The sequence below is a fragment of the Bradyrhizobium tropiciagri genome (assembly GCF_001189845.1).
Lineage (GTDB): Bacteria > Pseudomonadota > Alphaproteobacteria > Rhizobiales > Xanthobacteraceae > Bradyrhizobium > Bradyrhizobium tropiciagri.
The window spans coordinates 275,373-291,635 of the sequence record NZ_LFLZ01000003.1 but is presented as its reverse complement, the minus strand read 5'-3'; the positions used below and the strand labels follow the sequence as shown (position 1 = coordinate 291,635).

Below are 16,263 nucleotides of genomic sequence, written 5' to 3'. Positions count from 1 at the left end.
ATGCGGGTTGTCTCGTCGCACCGGTAAGATGCGTGGGAGACGGGAGCCAGTCTACTGGCACACCGGCGCGGTCAGTTTTGGGTCAGCTGGTCTTGCTGACCAATACGCCCGCTGATTGAGCTCCGCTTCGTTTGTCGCAGGAGCACATACGTAGCTCGTCTTGCCGACGCAGATGGGCGAGCCAATCGAGTAGATGAGGTTGTCGTAGATGCAATAACTGCCGATCCCGGACGGCAGATCGGTCGGCGGCGTTGTGGAGCCGCCCAAATACGGTTGCGGTGGGGCGCCCGGCGCCCTGTCTTGTGCCGCGGCCGCATGAAGGGAAATCAGAAGCGTCAGACAGGTGGCAATGCGTAGCATGGTCCCTCCGGTCAAAGACTGTCGGCAAAGCGCCGGGCTACTCCGGCGCGGGAAGTGCATTTGCAGCCGCGGCGGAATCGCTAGCAGGCTAATATGACACTCGCTTTGCATGGTCACGCCTCACGCGCGTAGCTCTTCAATCGCGCCTCCAGCACCGCGATCACCTGGTCGCGGACCGAGTCGCGGGAGCCTTTCAGCCAGGCGGCGGCGAGCGGCAGGCGGCCGGCGCTGCTGCCGCGCTTCAGGCGGAGTGGCACGAAGCGCACGCCCGGGATTGCCATCCGCGCGGTCCAGCGCGGCACGATAGCGACGCCGAGCCGCGCGGCCACCATGTTGACGATGGTCTGCTTCTCGTCGGCGATCTCCTGGATGCGCGGCGTCAGCCCGGCCTCGTCAAACAGTTTGGTCGTGAGATCGTGGCTGTGCGGCCGCGAGCGGCGCTCCGGCACGATCAGGGGCTGATCGGCGATGTCGGGCAGCACGATCTGCTTGCGCCGCGCCAGCGCATGCTTGTGCGACAACGCCACCACGGCGGTCTCCTGCAGCAGCGGGACAAATTCGATGCGCCGGTCGGGCCGTTCCGGGGGCCGGACGAACGCGAGATCGAGCGCGCCCGAGAGCAGCTTCGGCAGCAGCCGGATGGTCTTCTCCTCAAGCAGCTGCACGGCGACGTCGGGATGCGCAGCGCGGACGTCGCGCAGCAGCGGCGGCAGCAGGCCGGCCGCGGCGCTGTCGATCGCGCCGATCCGGAAGCGCCGCGCCTGCGGCTTGCGCAGCCGGCGGCGAAAGCCATCCTCGATCGCCTCGGCGCGGCCGAGCAGCGCGCGTCCCTCGCGCAGCAGGGTGGCGCCGTCCTCGGTCAACGACACCGCGCGCGTGGTGCGCGCGAACAGCCGCACGCCGAGGTCCTCCTCCAGCAGCTTGATGTGACGGCCGAGCGCCGACGGCATCATCTGCAGGCGCTGCGCGGCGCGGCCGAAATGCAGTTCCTCGGCAGCCGCCACGAAGCAGCGAAGCTGGTGCAGTTCCAAGACGTGTTTACTCCAGGACCTATCCACCGTCATTGCGAGCGAAGCGAAGCAATCCATGGCCACCGCATATGCGGAGCGGTGGATTGCTTCGTCGCTTCGCTCCTCGCAATGACGGAACCAGGATTATATCATTTTTTTGTATAAACCGGCGCACCTTGAAGCGGAAGGGCGCGGCCTTCTACGCTTCCCGGTGGCGCGGCGAAACGCGCCGTCCTAACAACAAGACGAACCCTGAGGAAGCCCATGGAAAGCCAGCTTGGCACGCGCGTGTTGCGCAAGATCTCACTGCGCATCGTGCCGTTCATCATGCTGCTGTACTTCGTGCCTTCATCGACCGCGTCAATATCGGCTTCGCTTCGCTGACCATGAACAAGGACATCGGCCTGTCGCCGACCGCTTCGGTGCCGGTATCTTCTTCTGGGGCTACTTCCTGTTCGAGGTGCCTTCCAACATCATCCTGCACAAGATCGGCGCGCGGATCTGGATCGCACGGGTGATGATCACCTGGGGCATCGTGTCGGCGGCGATGGCGCTGGTGCAGGGCGCGACCAGCTTCTACGTGCTGCGCTTCCTGCTCGGCGCCGCCGAAGCCGGCTTCTTCCCCGGCATCATCCTCTATCTGTCGTACTGGTTCCCGGCGCGGCAGCGCGCCGCCGTCACCGCGCTGTTCATGGCCGCGGCGCCGCTCTCGACCGTGCTCGGCTCGCCGGTCTCCGGCGCGCTGCTGGAGATGGACGGCATGCTCGGCTTCAAGGGCTGGCAATGGCTGTTCGTGCTGGAGGCGGTGCCCGCCGTGCTGCTCGGCTTGGTGGTACTGGGCTTCCTCACCGATCGGCCGGAGCAGGCCAGATGGCTCGCCGACGACGAGCGCGCCTGGCTGGTGAAAACCATGAAGGCGGAGAACGACGGCAAGGCCGCGACCGCGAGCCACAGCATCTGGCGGGGTCTTGCCGATCCGCGCGTGCTGGCGCTGGCGCTGGTCTATTTCGGCACCTCGGCCGGGCTCTACACGCTCGGTGTGTGGGCGCCGCAGATCATCAAGGCGTTCGGCCTGTCGTCGATCCAGGTCGGCTTCCTCAACGCGGTGCCGGCGACGATCGCGGTGATCGCGATGGTGTTGTGGGCGCGGCATTCCGACCGCACCGGCGAGCGCACCTGGCACGTCGTGCTGGCCTGCCTGATGGCGGCGGCAGGTTTAGCGCTTGCCGGACTGTGGACCGGGCTCGTTGCCGTGATCGCGGCGCTGACCCTGGTCAATATCGGCATCTCCTCGTCGAAGCCGCCGCTGTGGAGCATGCCGACCATGTTCCTGTCGGGCTCGGCCGCCGCGGCGGGGATCGCCACCATCAACTCGATCGGCAACCTCGGCGGCTTCGTCGGGCCGGCGATGATCGGCTGGATCAAGGAACGAACCGGCAGCTTCGAGGGCGGCCTGTATTTCGTCGCCGGCCTGCTCGTGCTCTCGGCCGTGCTCACCTTGCTGCTGTCGCGCACCCAGAGCGCGCCCGCACAATCCGAACCGCAACCCAATCCCGTGCAAACCCACTAATCGCTCATCCGGAGACAAGCCATGCGTACCCATTCCATCGCCGCCATCCCCGCCGACGGCATCGGCCCCGAAGTGATCTCCGCGGGTGTCCGCGTGCTCGAGGCGCTGGCGAAGCGCTCAGGCGACATCAGCTTCAACGTCAAGACCTTCGACTGGGGCTCGGACTATTACAAGAGACACGGCGTTATGATGCCGGCCGACGGCTTGGCCGATTTGAAGAACTTCGACGCGATCTATTTCGGCGCGGTCGGTGCGCCCGACGTACCCGACCACATCACGCTGTGGGGCCTGCGCCTGCCGATCTGCCAGGGCTTTGACCAATACGCCAATGTGCGGCCGACCAAGATCCTGCCCGGCGTCGCCTCGCCGCTGCGCAATGTCGGCGTCGGCGATCTCGACTGGGTGATCGTGCGCGAGAATTCCGAGGGCGAATATGCCGGCATGGGCGGCCGCGCGCACAAGGGCCTGCCGGAGGAAGTCGGCACCGAAGTCGCCGTCTTCACCCGGGTCGGCGTGACGCGGATCATGCGCTATGCGTTCCAGCTCGCGCAGTCGCGGCCGCGCAAATTCCTCACCGTGGTGACCAAGTCGAATGCGCAGCGTCACGGCATGGTGATGTGGGACGAGATCGCCGCCGAAGTGGCGAAGGACTTCCCCGACGTCACCTGGGACAAGATGCTGGTCGACGCCATGACGGTGCGCATGACGCTCAATCCGAAGAGCCTCGACACCATCGTCGCGACCAACCTGCACGCCGACATCCTGTCCGATCTCGCCGGCGCCCTGGCCGGCAGCCTCGGCGTGGCGCCGACCGGCAACATCGATCCGCAACGCCGCTTCCCCTCGATGTTCGAGCCGATCCACGGCTCGGCCTTCGACATCACCGGCAAGGGCATCGCCAACCCGGTGGCGACGTTCTGGACCGGCGCGCAGATGCTGGAGCATCTCGGCGAGAAGGACGCCGCCGCGCGTCTGATGGCGGCGGTCGAGAAGGTGTGCGCGGCCGGCGTGCTGACGCCCGATGTCGGCGGCAAGGCGACGACGAAGGAAGTGACGGACGCGGTGATCGACGCGATCCATGGGTCGAATGTGTAGGGCGCGGTTTCGCCCCACCAGTGAGGCGAGCACGCTAGTCGGGCTCCCTCCCCCCTTGTGGGGGAGGGTTGGGGTGAGGGGTACCGCTTGCTCCGCTCTCCGTTAGAAACGGCGATGCTGGCTACGCAGGTTGATGCAGCGATATCGTACTTCGTCTATCTCGCCCGGTGCCACCCCTCACCCCACCCTCTCCCACAAGGGGAGAGGAGCCTGGGAGGCGTGCTCACCTAACGAAGCTGCGCCCGCTTCCAATACCACAACCGGGGACAGAACCGTGCTACCCGATCTGACCAGACGAAGCTTCATGACCGCCGGAGGACTATCGATCATGGCCGCGATGATGGGGATGCAGCCGGCAAGGGCCGCGACGTTGCGCGATGAGATTCGCGCCATCGCGTTCGACGTCCAGGGGACATGCGTCGACTTCTATCAGCCGATCCTGCGTGCGGGAGAAGCCGTCAACGCCGCGAAGGGGCTCGCGCTCGACTGGGCAAAACTCTCGAGCGAATGGCGCGATCTCTATCGTGCCGCGCTCGACGACGTGATCGCCGGCAAGCGCCCGTGGATCCGGGTCGACCGCATCTATCGCGAGGCGCTGGATGTGCTGCTCGATCGCCACGCCCTCTCCGAGGCCTTCTCCAAAGACGAGCGCGACGAACTGAACACGGTGTGGACCCGGCTCGACGCATGGCCCGACAGCGTCGAAGGGATGGCGCGCCTGCGCAGCCGGTTCGTGACTTCGACATTGTCGAATGCCGGCATGGCTGCCGTGGTCGCCGTGGTCAAGCACGCCAGGCTGCCGTTCGACGCCGTGCTGACTTCGGAGCTTGCACACAGCTACAAGCCGTCACCGGCGGTGTACCAGCTCGCCGTCGACTATCTCGGGTATCCTGCCGACAAGATCCTGATGGTAGCCTGCCACAAATACGATCTGAAGGCCGCCCGCGCCTTCGGCATGCGCACCGCGTTCGTCGCCCGCCCGCTGGAGTTCGGGCCGGCGGCGAAGGTCGACGTCGCGCCGGAGCCCTGGTTCGACCTCCATGTCGACAGTTTCACGCAGCTCGCCGACGCGCTCGTGCCGGCGTGATGATGCGCAGGCCCGATCCATGGGTCGAATGTGCAGGGTGAACAACTGCGATCGCCGGAAGCGGTGAGGTAAGCACGCTGGTAGGGCTCCCTCCCCCCTTGTGGGGGAGGGCTGGGGAGAGGGGTGCCGCTTGCTCCGCTCTCGGTGAGGATTAGCGCTGCTCGCTGAGTACGTTGATAAACGATCGCCAGATCTCTCGCGTCAGCGCCCGGGGCCACCCCTCTCCCCACCCTCTCCCACAAGGGGAGAGGGAGCCTGAGAGACGTGCGCACCTGACGATCTCGCTAGAGCACCGGCGCGCCCGCTTCCGCGCAATTGGTCAGCCGCGCCGGCACGCCGACGGCGGTGCAGCCGGCGGGGACATCCGATGTCACCAGCGCGCCAGCGCCGATCTTGGCGAAATCTCCGATGCTGAGCTTGCCGATGACAGTCGCGCCGGCGCTGAGCAGCACACCACGGCCGATCGTCGGGGCGTGGCGCGGGTCGTCCTGATGCCGCGCGATGGTGACGTTCTGCAGGATCGTCACCTCGTCGCCGACCGAGGCCAGCGCGCCGATGATGATGCCGGTGCCGTGATCGAGGAACACAGCGGTTCCGATTTGGGCCGACGGGTGAATGCTGATCTGCAACTGATCCGCCGCCGCGCTCTGTATCAGCAGCGCGAGGTCGGGGCGATCCTGGCGCCACAGCCAGTTCGAGACGCGCCAGGCTTGCAGCGCAACGTAGCCTTTGAAGTTCAAGAGCGGCGGCAGCAACCCAGTGATCGCCGGGTCGCGACGGACGATCGCTGTGAGATCGATCGCCGCGGCCTCGACCAACGCGGGCTCGCCCGCGAACGCCTCGCGCGCCGTCCGCACGAACTGCGCGCGATCGGCGTCGGTGCGGCAGATCGCCCGGCCAATCAGGAAAGCGAGCGCGCCGCCGAGGTCGCCCTGATCGAGGATGAAGGCGGCTGAGGCTTCGAGAAAGGGATCGGCGACGATTGCGGCTTCCGCCTCGCGCCGGATCGCAGACCAGAGATCGTCAGAACTCGCCATCGCAGATCCCGCCATCATCTTCGCCTCGTCACGCGCGCTCACACGATAGTGGGCGTGACTACCCCAAAATGCAAACCGCCCGCTTGCTTGTCGCAAACGGGCGGCTCAGGGCCATCAGGTGCTATGGGGGCACATCGCCTGAAGGCTAGCGGTTACCTCGCGTGATCAGCTCTGCGGCGGCTGGTCGTTCGGCGGGGTCGGACGGGTCTTGTGCTGGGCCATGAAGGCGTCGAACTCTTCCTTGTCCTTGGCGTGACGCAGGCGATCGAGGAAGTTCTTGAACTCGACCTGCTCTTCCTCGAGACGGCGCAGCGTATCCTGGCGGTACTCGTCGAAGGCGCGGTTGCCGCTGGAGGGCGGGCCGAAGCCGCCGAACGGGAAGCCGCGGCGCTCCATGCGGCTCTTCATCCGCTCCATCTTGTCCTGCATGCGCTCCATCTTGTTCTGCCAGCGATCCATGTCGTTGTGACTCCAACAGGCCATTTTTCTGCTCCCGAGTGTGAAAAAGAGAAGGGCGAGGCCGATCGGCCACCAGATCATGAAGCCGAGGATGATCCCGGCGATCTTCAGGGGATGCCACGGCGTCGCGTAGAAGTAGGGACGGTAGGGCTCTTCGACGGGGCCGCGCCAGCGATTGACATCAGCGGTGTAGGCCATTTCCTTCTCCATCACGGCATCACGCCGTTGTGAATGTAAATAACATTTACATAGGTAGCCCATCCCCCGGGAAAGTCAAGCAGCGCGGATGACGCACCCCTCGGATTATTTTTGGCTTAGCCGTTGAACCTTATTTCGGCTTGCCCCACGGACCAGCCTTCTCACCCGCCGGCTTGTCGTCGGCGGTCGCGGTTCCAGGCCGCTGGTCGGTCCGGAAGCCGAGCCCGCGCAGATAGATCAGCACTTCGGCCTCGAGCAGGTCCTCCGGCGACATCGGCAGCTTGCGCCGCGCGGCGTCGCCACGGCCGAACAGCGAGGCGACGCCATGCGACATCGACCAGATGTGCAGCGCCATCATCATCGCCGGCGGACGCGGCATGCCCGGCGGCGCCAGCGCCGCGAGCCGCTCGGCGGCGGCGCGAATGATCGCGAACGCCCGCTCGCTTGCAGCCATCAGCGTCGGATTCGCGTCGGGCGGCAGGCCGGATTCGAACATCGCGGAATAGAACGCGGGCTCCTCGCGCGCGAAGGCGAGATAGGCCTTGCCGACCCGCTCGAACGCCGTGACGGTATCCGGTCGGCCATCGTCCCAGGCTTGCGTCAGCAAAGACTCGAACTGCTCGAAGCCGCGCTGCGCGATGCTGGCGATCAGTTCGTCGCGGTCGCGGAAGTGCCGGTAAGGCGCGGCAGGGCTGACGCCGGCCATGCGCGCAGCATCGGCGAAGGTGAAGCCGGCCGGCCCCTTCTTCGAGATCAGGTCGAGGGCGGCCTGCAGCAACGCCTCTTTGAGATTGCCGTGATGATAGCCGCGCTCGGCGCGGCCTTGGTCCTTGCGCCAGCTCATGTGAACGGCTTTTACATGAGCCGGCGGTAAAGGTCACTAGCGGCGGGATCACGGGATCATCAAGATTAACGGACCGGCGGGCTGAACGCGCGACTAGGCGGGGACGTAGGTCAACCTGATCGTGTTCTCGCCCAGCCGATCGCTTGCCACGAGGCGCAGCGGGCACGGGGGCCGGCGAAGAAGGGCTTGCCGCGCCCGAGCACGACGGGCCGGAGGTAGATTTGATACTCATCGATCAGGCCGAGCTCGGTCAGGCATCCCGCGAGCTCCGGTCCGGCGACTTCGACCTCACCGTCGAGCCCGGCCTTCAAGTCGCGTACCGCCGCGCCGAGATCGCCCGCGACCAGGGTCGCGTTGGGCCCGACCGACGTCAGCGAACGCGACACGACCCATTTTGGCCGGCTCCGCCACGCGGCCGCGTACTCGCGCTCCTCCGCGCCCCAATCGGGGAGGTCGTCGTCCCAGTAGCGCATCACCTCGTACATGCGGCGGCCGTACAACATGCCGGTCACGCCACGCACCTGCTCGATGAAATGACGAAACAGCCCAGGTTCTGGCGGCATCGGCTGGTCGTGATCGACGTAACCGTCGAGCGACTGGTTTAATCCAAAGACGAGCTTCGCCATCGCGCAAATCTCCACCCAGAGTTCAGATTGGATTGGGCCGGCGCGACGTGAGAGCGACGTCGCTCCCGGGATGGGGGCTGTCTCCGCATGTCGCATCGTGGAGAAAGCCCCCACCCGCATCGCATCGATGATGCGATGCGACCTAAGAGCGAGCTTCGCTCGTCTCGACCCCGCAAGCGGGAGAGGTTCAGGGAACTGGTGGCCTAACGCCCCGGGGACTAGCGCCCCGGGATCGGCAGCACCGGCATGATCTCCACGGCTTCGCCCGGGAAGATTGAAAAGTGCGGGTGGTTCTCGAACAGCTTTGCCGCCGCCTCATGCGAGGGCGCGCGCACCACGGTGAAGCCGGTCATGAGGTTGGCGATGTCGGAGGTACCGCCCTCGCCGACCTTCTTGGTCTTGCCGAGCGGTCCGCCCATCTCGACGATGACGTCGTGGTGCTTCTCGACCCAGGCGCCCCACGCGGCCATGCCCTGCTGCTCTTTGGCGCGCCGCTCAGCCTCGGGCAGCGCGTTCCAGGCTGCCATCCGCGAGCCGGTTTTGCCGCCGCCGAGATAAACGGCGAGGTAAGTGTTGGTGCTCATCTTGCGTCTCCGTTGTGGTGGTTGGTGGTTTGACGATCGGTTGGTGGCGCGACGACGCATTGCGGCGGCATCGCCTCTTGTTCGACCTCTTTTGTTTTGCGCATGATCTTTCCGGAAAACCGCTGCGCACTTTTCCGGATCATGCGCTACCGCAGCGCCTTGCCCCAGCCGCCCTGCGGATGCTCGAAGGTGGCGGCCGCCTGCTGCACCTCCTCGGAGAAATCGGCCATCTCCTGCACCTGGCGGATCTCGATCATCTCGTTCGCGGTGGCCGGGCACTGCTTGGCCCATTCGATCGCTTCCGCGCGCGAGGCGACCTCGATCATCCAGAAGCCGCCGATCACCTCCTTGGCCTCGGTGAACGGACCGTCGATCACGACGGGGACGCCGGTGTCGAACTTGACGCGCGCGCCGGCGGCTGGCGGGTGCAGGCCCTCCAGCGTGATCAGCACGCCGGCATCCTTCAGCGCCTGATTGTACCGCATCATCGCGGCGACCCGTTCGGGGTCCAGTTCCAGCTTGGCGGGAGCGGACTCGTAGCCGAGCGGGATCATCAGCATCATGAAACGCATTGGTCGGATTTCCCTATCTGTTGAATCTCTCGCAATTTTCACCCTCGTCATTCCGGGAAGCCCGACGCGACGGCGGCCCGGAGTCCATGACCTGCGATCGTGATCATGTATTCCGGGCGCATCGCCTGCGCGATATCGCGGAACGACGACGGGCGTCATTTCTTTCCAGCCTGCGCGCGCAGGCGCTCTCCGCGCTCGCGCAACTCGGGCGTCAGCGCCTCGCCGAAATCGTCTGCCGAGAACACCTGGCGGATTTCGATCTCGGAGCCGCCGTCGAACGGCGCGCGCTTCATCCAGCCGATCGCTTCATCGAGCGACTTGGTCTCGATCAGCCAGAAGCCGCAGACCAGATCGCTGCTCAGGCTGAACGGGCCGTGCGACACCGTGCTCTGCCCGCCGGCATATTTGACCCGCGCGCCCTTGTTGGTCGGATGCAGGCCCTCGCCGGCCTGCATCACGCCGGCCTTGACCATCTCCTCGTTGAACTTGCCCATTGCGGCGAGCAGCTCGGTGCTCGGCATCACGCCGGCCTCGGTATCCCTGTTCGCCTTCACGATCACCATGAACTTCATCGTCGTACTCCGTTGTCTGTTGGCCGATCTCGGCACCGGCGCTCGGTTGAAAGACGACGGACGGTTTGCGCTCCCGACACAGTCAGTGAAATTATTTCCGAGGTCATTGACACGCGCGCTAGTCATCGATCGCCTGATAGGCGAGCGTCCAGAAATCCGAATACACCGGAAGCGGCTGCGGCGAATCCATCATGCGCTGGGTCAGCAGGATTCCGGTCATCGCCTCGCGCGGGTCGGAATACCAGGAGGTGCCGTAACCGCCGTCCCAGCCATAGCGGCCCGGCACATCACAGAGATCGTCCCGCGTGGTCACGACCGACAGGCCGAAACCCCAGCCCCTCGCGCCGAGCAAAAACTCGGAGCCAAGTTTCTGTTCCGGTGTGATCTGGTTCGAGGTCATCAGTTCCACCGAGGGACGCGACAGGATGCGCTCGGTGCCGAGCCGCCCGCCATTGAGCATCATCTGGGCGAAGGCGTTGAAATCGTCCGCGGTCGATACCAGCCCGGCGCCGCCATTCTCGAATGCCGGCGGCGCGGCATATTTGCCGGTCGCGGGTTCGTCGAACACTTTCAGCGTGCCGGTCGCGTGATCGCTGCCATAGCAGGCCGCAAACCGCGTCAGCTTGTGTTGCGGCACGTGGAAAGCCGTATCCTTCATGCCGAGCGGTTCAAAGATCCGTTGCTGCAGGAAGCGCGCGAACGAGGTTCCGGCAACGCGCGCGATCAGGACGCCGAGGATCAGGCTCCCGGTGTTGTACAGCCAGCGCTCGCCAGGTTGATAGGCCAGCGGCAGCGTGCCGTAGCGGCGCAGCAATTCGTCCGGCGGAAACGACGGAAACACCGGCCCGGGCGCGAAGCCGGCATCCGCGATCGCCATCTGGATCGGATAGCGCGCCGGATACATCGGGATCATGCCGAGCCCGAGGCGGAAGGTGAGCATATCGCGCAGCGTGATCGCGCGCAGTGCCGGCACCGTGTCATCGACCTCAGCTTCGATGGTGCGCAACACACGGCGATCGGCGAGCTCGGGCAGCCAGCGATCGATGGGATCGTCGAGCCTGAGCCGGCATTCCTCGACCAGGATCATCGCGGCGACCGCCGTCACCGGCTTGGTCATCGAGGAGATGCGGAAAATGGTGTCGCGCTGCATCGGCGGCCCGCCGACCGCCATGCGTCCGAGCACATCGGCATGGATCTCGCCGCGACGGCTGACTAGCGCCACGAGGCCCGGTACGTCGCCATCATCGATACGCCGCGCCAGAACCTCGCGCATGCGTCCGAGCCGTGCCTGCGACAGACCACTGCCCTCACTTGCTATCGACATTGTCCGGTTTCCTTTGCAGAGTTCACGCTCGCCGCCGACGACGCCCGGGCGAGCACGCGATCGATCACGAGGCTGCCCTATCGCTCCTGCCTGACGAGTTCGCCGTCCTGATGCGACGGGCCGAAATAGACGTCGATCCGCGACACCTTGTCGCCGTCGAACACGAAGAACTCGGTGTTGCGAAAGCTCTTGCCGTCCTTGGCCACGCAGCGATAGGTGACGAAGGCTTCGACACCGTCGACCATGATGCGCTCGATCTCGTGGCGGCCGATCCAGCCCGAGTCGCGCCAGCACTCGGCGAAATAGCGTGGCTTGTCGATGTTCTCGCCATAGGGCGTCGAGAAGCGGAAATCCTCCGCAAACGCCGCCTCGACGCTCGCGCGGTCATTGGCGAGATAGGCGGCGAAGAGGGAGCGGATGATCTCCGCCCTGTTGCCAGCTGCAGCCATGTCGTCTCCACACAGATCGCCCGGGCCTCCGGAGCGCTAGGCGCTCCAGAACCCGGGCCTCGGGTACAAGACGAATGGAACGGCGCGAAAGCGACATCGCGCCGTCATTTATTTTCGGGACGGGACCGGAACAGGGTTCCCGGTCAGGACTCCTGGTCAGGATTCCTGGGGGAACATGCCGAAATAGGGCTCGGCCTCCTTGAGCACACGGGCGAACGACGGCCGTGCCTTCAGCTGCTCGAGATAGGCAGCGAGATGCCGGTGGCCCTCTTCAATCGGCTCGACCTTGTTGCCATAGAACAGCGCCGGGGCCGCGGAGCAATCGGCCAGCGAAAAGCGCTCGCCCATCATCCAGCCGCCATGGGCGGGGTACTGATCCAGGATCGCATAAGAGGTACGGAGCTGCGCCCGCGCCTCGGCGACGCCATGCGGGTCCTTCTTGTCCGCGGGCCGCAGCCGGTCACCGACGACCTTCTGCATCGGCAGATGGACGTAGAGATCAAGGAAGCGATCGCGCAGCCGGGTCTGCAGCGCGAGGTCCGGGTCGTCCGATATCAACTTGGCGGTGCCGGGATAATGGCAGTCGAGATACTCGATGACGATGCTCGATTCAGGCACCGTCTCGCCCCTCGTCTCGTCGCGCAGCACGGGGAAGCGACCGATCGGCCACAGCGCGAGCAGCGCCGCGCGCTCGGCGGAATCGCCGAGGTTGACCATGTACGGCGTGAACGGCGCGCCGTTCTCGTACAGTGCGACCAGCGCCTTCCAGCAGAACGAGGACAGCGGGTGGTAATGCAGGGTGAGCGACATCAAAACTCCATCATGGAACCAGAGGTCCGAGGACGAACCACAGACCACCCTGCCGACATCTCGTGCCGCGATTTATTTTTGCTCTCGCCGGGGCGCGGAGAATGAAGCATCGACGCGAGGCGCACTCGTCGAGAACGCGAATCAACTTGCCGCATCGATCCGCGAAACACTCGGCAACATCAGAGTTCGTAATAGGACCATCAGCGTTGGTGAAGAACACACATCGCGACGATTCGCATCCGACGAAGGTCGTCATCGAATTTCGTCCGTAAGATTACGGTAAACATCGCATGCCGACTATGGATGATAACGTGCACAGCGAGAAATTGCTTCGCAAATTGAGATAGATGCGCGCGCGCCACCACGCGTTATGCAGTTCGTGCCAGGCGTGAGGCTTTACCGATGCTAAACCGCTCGCTGCAACCTTTCCGTGAGTTGCCGCGATCCGCTTTTCCATCGCTTTTCTTTTTGAACATTCACGGAGCCCTGATGTTCAGTTTCAGCAACAAGGCAAACATCGACAGTGCGCTGGCGCAAGCCGCAGCGATCGGCAAGTCGCAGGCGGTCATCGAGTTCAAGCTCGACGGCACCATCGTCACCGCCAACGAGAACTTCCTGAGCGCGATGGGCTACTCGCTCGACGAGATCAGGGGCAAGCACCGCAGCATGTTCGTCGAACCCGCCACCCGCGACAGCCACGACTATCGCGAATTCTGGGCGCGGCTGAACCGCGGCGAATTCCAGGCGGCGCAGTACAAGCGCATTGCCAAGGGCGGCCGCGAGATCTGGATCCAGGCCTCCTACAACCCGATCCTGGACAAGGCAGGCAAGCCGGTCGGCGTCGTCAAGTTCGCCACCGACATCACCGGGCAGAAGATCCACAGCATGGAAGATGCCGGCAAGATCGCCGCGATCGGCCGGGCCCAGGCGGTGATCGAGTTCAATATGGACGGCACCATCGTCAACGCCAACGAGAACTTCCTCGGCGCGATGGGCTATTCGCTCGCCGACATCCAGGGAAAGCACCACAGCATCTTCATGCCGACGGCCGAGCGCGACAGCGCAGCCTACCGCGATTTCTGGGCGCGGCTGAACCGCGGCGAATTCCAGGCCGGCGAGTTCAAGCGCATCGGCAAGGGCGGCAAGGAAATCTGGATCCTCGCCACCTACAACCCGATCCTCGACGACCGCGGCAAGCCGTTCAAGGTCGTCAAGTTCGCCACCGACGTGACGCAGCAGAAGGTGAAGGCCGCCGACAATGACGGCCAGATCGATGCGATCGGCAAGTCGCAGGCGGTGATCGAATTCAACATGGACGGCACCATCCGCACCGCGAACCCGAACTTCCTCGCCGCGATGGGCTATTCGCTGGCCGAGATCCAGGGCCGGCACCACAGCATGTTCGTCGAGCCGGTCGAGGCGAGCTCGCAGGGCTATCGCGAGTTCTGGGGAGCGCTGAACCGCGGCGAGTTCCAGGCCGCCGAATACAAGCGCATCGGCAAGGGCGGCAAGGAAATCTGGATCCAGGCCTCCTACAATCCGATCCTCGATCTCAACGGCAAGCCCTACAAGGTGGTGAAATACGCCACCGACATCACCGCGCAGGCGATCGGCCGCAAGAAGGCCGACAGCGCGCGCGGCCTGATCGAGGCGGTCGCCGCCGGCAGCGAGGAGATGAGCGCCTCGATCCGCGAGATCTCGGAGACCATGACCAAGTCGAAGCAGAACGCCGCGGTCGCCACCGGCCGGGTCGAGGCCGCCGACGGCCAGGCGCAGAAGCTCAATGCTGCGGCGCAGGCGATGAGCGGTATCGTCGAGATGATCTCGAGCATCACCGGGCAGATCAACCTGCTCGCGCTCAATGCCACGATCGAATCGGCGCGCGCGGGCGAAGCCGGCCGCGGCTTCGCGGTGGTCGCTTCCGAGGTGAAGAGCCTCGCCAACCAGGCCAAGCAGGCGACCGACACGATCTCCTCGGAAATCGATGCGCTGAACTCGATCGCCGCGGCAGTGGCGAGCTCGCTGTCCGAGATCAAGGCTGCGATCGCCGGCGTCAACGAGTACATCACCTCCACCGCCGCCGCGGTCGAGGAGCAGAGCATCGTGACGCAGGACATGTCCACAAACATGCAGCGCGCTTCCGCCGAACTCGCGGCGTAGGCAGCGGTGCGATCCTCGAAGGATGAGCGTCCCGGGCTGGGGGCCGCGCATCCTTCGAGACGCGCCTTAGATTGCGCAGAGCCGGCTAGTAGCCGTTGACCATCGCGAATGTTGCGTCATTCTGACGACGCGACAACGCGTGAGCAATTGCGATGGGCATCTACGTCTACATGCTTCGCTGCGCCGATGGGGCCTTCTACGTCGGCAGTGCTACCGGCGACGATCTCGCGCCGCGAATTGAACAGCACAACATGGGAGCCTACCCCGGCTACACTATCAACCGGCGACCGGTTGTCCTCGTCTGGTCGCAGCACTTCGATCGCATCACTGACGGTATCGCGGCAGAACGTCAGATCAAAGGGTGGAGCCGGGCGAAGAAGGAAGCGTTAACGCGGTCGGATTGGAGCGCTGTCAGCCGGCTGGCACGTCGTAGAGGTGGTGCTCCACCTTCCGAACCGAACATCGATCCTTCCCCGTCATCCTGAGGTGCGAGCGGAGCGAGCCTCGAAGGATGGATCGGCCACAGACGGGCCGTGCATCCTTCGAGACGCGCTTCGCGCTCCTCAGGATGACGGAGAAATATCATATCGTCGGTTGTTGACACCTCTGCATAAAGGTCGCAGACGGTCGGGACTTCCTGCCCGAACCGATGGACCTCCCGATGACTTCCCCCGCACACAAAGTCGCACTCGTGACCGGCGCCGCGCGCGGCATCGGGCTTGCCGCGGCGAAGCGCTTTCTCGCCGACGGCTGGCGCGTCGCGCTGCTCGACATCGAAGGGGAATTGCTGCGCGCCGCGGTCGCGGCCTTGAAGCAGCCCGACGACACGCTGGCGCTGACCTGCGACGTCTCCGACGCCGATGGCGTGGCAGCCGCGATCACGGCGATCACAGACCGCTTCGGCCGGCTCGACGCGCTGGTCAACAACGCCGGCACGGCGGTGTTCGCGCCGGTGCTGGAGACCTCCGACGCCGACTGGAACCGGATCATGGCGGTCAACCTCACCGGCCCGTTCCTGTGCACCAAGGCGGCAGCGCCGGTGATGCGCGAGCATGGCGGCGGTGCGATCGTCAACATCACCTCGATCTCGGCGGTACGCGCCTCGACGCTGCGCTCGGCCTACGGCACCAGCAAGGCCGGGCTCGCGCATCTCACCAAGCAGCTCGCGGTCGAGCTCGCCTCGCTCGGCATCCGCGTCAACGGTGTCGCCCCCGGGCCGGTCGAGACCGCGATGGCGAAAGCCGTGCACACGCCGGAGATCCGCGCCGACTATCACGACGCCATCCCGCTCAACCGCTATGGGCTCGAGGAGGAGCTGGCGGAGGCGATCTTCTTCCTGTGCTCGGACCGTGCCAGCTACATCACCGGACAGATCCTCGCCGTCGACGGCGGATTCGACGCCGCCGGCATCGGCCTGCCGACCCTGCGCGGCCAGCGGCGGAATGGGTGACGCCGACCGCGTTTTCGGTCTCTCACCGTCATCCTGAGGAGCCGCGCAGCGGCGTC

General features: G+C 65.2%; 16 protein-coding genes and 2 pseudogenes. 6 read left to right on the top strand and 12 right to left on the bottom strand.

The window, feature by feature from the left end; genetic code table 11:
- Positions 1–51 precede the first annotated feature (51 nt).
- Positions 52–360 (bottom strand): hypothetical protein, encoded by a 309-nt coding sequence (locus AKN84_RS44560; RefSeq protein WP_128970429.1) that lies wholly within the window; start codon positions 358–360, stop codon positions 52–54.
- Positions 361–473: 113 nt separating this feature from the next.
- On the bottom strand, positions 474–1,391 hold the full coding sequence (locus AKN84_RS04710; protein ID WP_050419583.1) for a LysR family transcriptional regulator: 918 nt from the start codon (positions 1,389–1,391) through the stop codon (positions 474–476).
- Positions 1,392–1,634: 243 nt separating this feature from the next.
- Between AKN84_RS04710 and AKN84_RS04705 the strand changes: the two are divergent.
- The 3 genes and pseudogenes from AKN84_RS04705 (at position 1,635) to AKN84_RS04695 (ending at position 5,122) form a co-directional block, all read left to right on the top strand.
- Positions 1,635–2,940, top strand: a pseudogene (locus AKN84_RS04705) (MFS transporter).
- A 21-nt stretch (positions 2,941–2,961) separates the two neighbouring features.
- Positions 2,962–4,035 carry a tartrate dehydrogenase gene (locus tag AKN84_RS04700; RefSeq protein WP_050419582.1) on the top strand — a complete coding sequence of 358 codons (1,074 nt, stop codon included), beginning with the start codon at positions 2,962–2,964 and terminating at the stop codon, positions 4,033–4,035.
- 274 nt (positions 4,036–4,309) lie between these two features.
- Positions 4,310–5,122, top strand: a complete 813-nt coding sequence (locus tag AKN84_RS04695; RefSeq protein WP_244484922.1) for a haloacid dehalogenase type II — start codon at positions 4,310–4,312, stop codon at positions 5,120–5,122.
- Between the two features lie 284 nt (positions 5,123–5,406).
- On the opposite strand, the gene AKN84_RS04690 is transcribed toward AKN84_RS04695, so the two are convergent.
- The 10 genes and pseudogenes from AKN84_RS04690 to AKN84_RS04645 all read right to left on the bottom strand — a co-directional run bounded on the left by AKN84_RS04690 (position 5,407) and on the right by AKN84_RS04645 (position 12,597).
- The gene (locus tag AKN84_RS04690) at positions 5,407–6,174 is read right to left on the bottom strand and encodes a serine acetyltransferase domain-containing protein (protein ID WP_050419614.1); all 768 of its coding nucleotides are present in this window, start codon (positions 6,172–6,174) and stop codon (positions 5,407–5,409) included.
- 150 nt (positions 6,175–6,324) lie between these two features.
- The gene (locus AKN84_RS04685; protein WP_021080144.1) at positions 6,325–6,816 is read right to left on the bottom strand and encodes a DUF2852 domain-containing protein; all 492 of its coding nucleotides are present in this window, start codon (positions 6,814–6,816) and stop codon (positions 6,325–6,327) included.
- Between the two features lie 130 nt (positions 6,817–6,946).
- Positions 6,947–7,660: a TetR/AcrR family transcriptional regulator gene (locus tag AKN84_RS04680; RefSeq protein ID WP_050419581.1), complete on the bottom strand. Its 714-nt coding sequence runs from the start codon at positions 7,658–7,660 to the stop codon at positions 6,947–6,949.
- A 93-nt stretch (positions 7,661–7,753) separates the two neighbouring features.
- Positions 7,754–8,286: pseudogene (locus AKN84_RS04675) on the bottom strand (dihydrofolate reductase family protein).
- Between the two features lie 218 nt (positions 8,287–8,504).
- Positions 8,505–8,870: a YciI family protein gene (locus AKN84_RS04670; protein WP_050419580.1), complete on the bottom strand. Its 366-nt coding sequence runs from the start codon at positions 8,868–8,870 to the stop codon at positions 8,505–8,507.
- A 146-nt stretch (positions 8,871–9,016) separates the two neighbouring features.
- Positions 9,017–9,442 (bottom strand): YciI family protein, encoded by a 426-nt coding sequence (locus tag AKN84_RS04665; RefSeq protein ID WP_050419579.1) that lies wholly within the window; start codon positions 9,440–9,442, stop codon positions 9,017–9,019.
- Positions 9,443–9,597: 155 nt separating this feature from the next.
- Positions 9,598–10,014, bottom strand: coding sequence for a YciI family protein (locus AKN84_RS04660; protein ID WP_050419578.1), 417 nt, complete (start codon positions 10,012–10,014; stop codon positions 9,598–9,600).
- 118 nt (positions 10,015–10,132) lie between these two features.
- Positions 10,133–11,338, bottom strand: coding sequence for a serine hydrolase domain-containing protein (locus tag AKN84_RS04655; RefSeq protein WP_050419577.1), 1,206 nt, complete (start codon positions 11,336–11,338; stop codon positions 10,133–10,135).
- A 77-nt stretch (positions 11,339–11,415) separates the two neighbouring features.
- On the bottom strand, positions 11,416–11,787 hold the full coding sequence (locus AKN84_RS04650) for a nuclear transport factor 2 family protein (RefSeq protein WP_050419576.1): 372 nt from the start codon (positions 11,785–11,787) through the stop codon (positions 11,416–11,418).
- A 156-nt stretch (positions 11,788–11,943) separates the two neighbouring features.
- The gene (locus AKN84_RS04645) at positions 11,944–12,597 is read right to left on the bottom strand and encodes a glutathione S-transferase family protein (protein ID WP_050419575.1); all 654 of its coding nucleotides are present in this window, start codon (positions 12,595–12,597) and stop codon (positions 11,944–11,946) included.
- Between the two features lie 489 nt (positions 12,598–13,086).
- Between AKN84_RS04645 and AKN84_RS04640 the strand changes: the two genes are divergently transcribed.
- The 3 genes from AKN84_RS04640 (at position 13,087) to AKN84_RS04630 (ending at position 16,207) form a co-directional block, all read left to right on the top strand.
- A complete protein-coding gene (locus AKN84_RS04640) occupies positions 13,087–14,757 on the top strand; it encodes a methyl-accepting chemotaxis protein (RefSeq protein WP_050419574.1) in 1,671 nt (556 codons plus the stop codon).
- 152 nt (positions 14,758–14,909) lie between these two features.
- Complete coding sequence (locus AKN84_RS04635; RefSeq protein WP_050419573.1) at positions 14,910–15,242, top strand: GIY-YIG nuclease family protein; 333 nt, start codon at positions 14,910–14,912, stop codon at positions 15,240–15,242.
- 176 nt (positions 15,243–15,418) lie between these two features.
- Positions 15,419–16,207 carry an SDR family NAD(P)-dependent oxidoreductase gene (locus AKN84_RS04630; protein WP_050419613.1) on the top strand — a complete coding sequence of 263 codons (789 nt, stop codon included), beginning with the start codon at positions 15,419–15,421 and terminating at the stop codon, positions 16,205–16,207.
- The last annotated feature ends 56 nt before the right edge of the window (positions 16,208–16,263 follow it).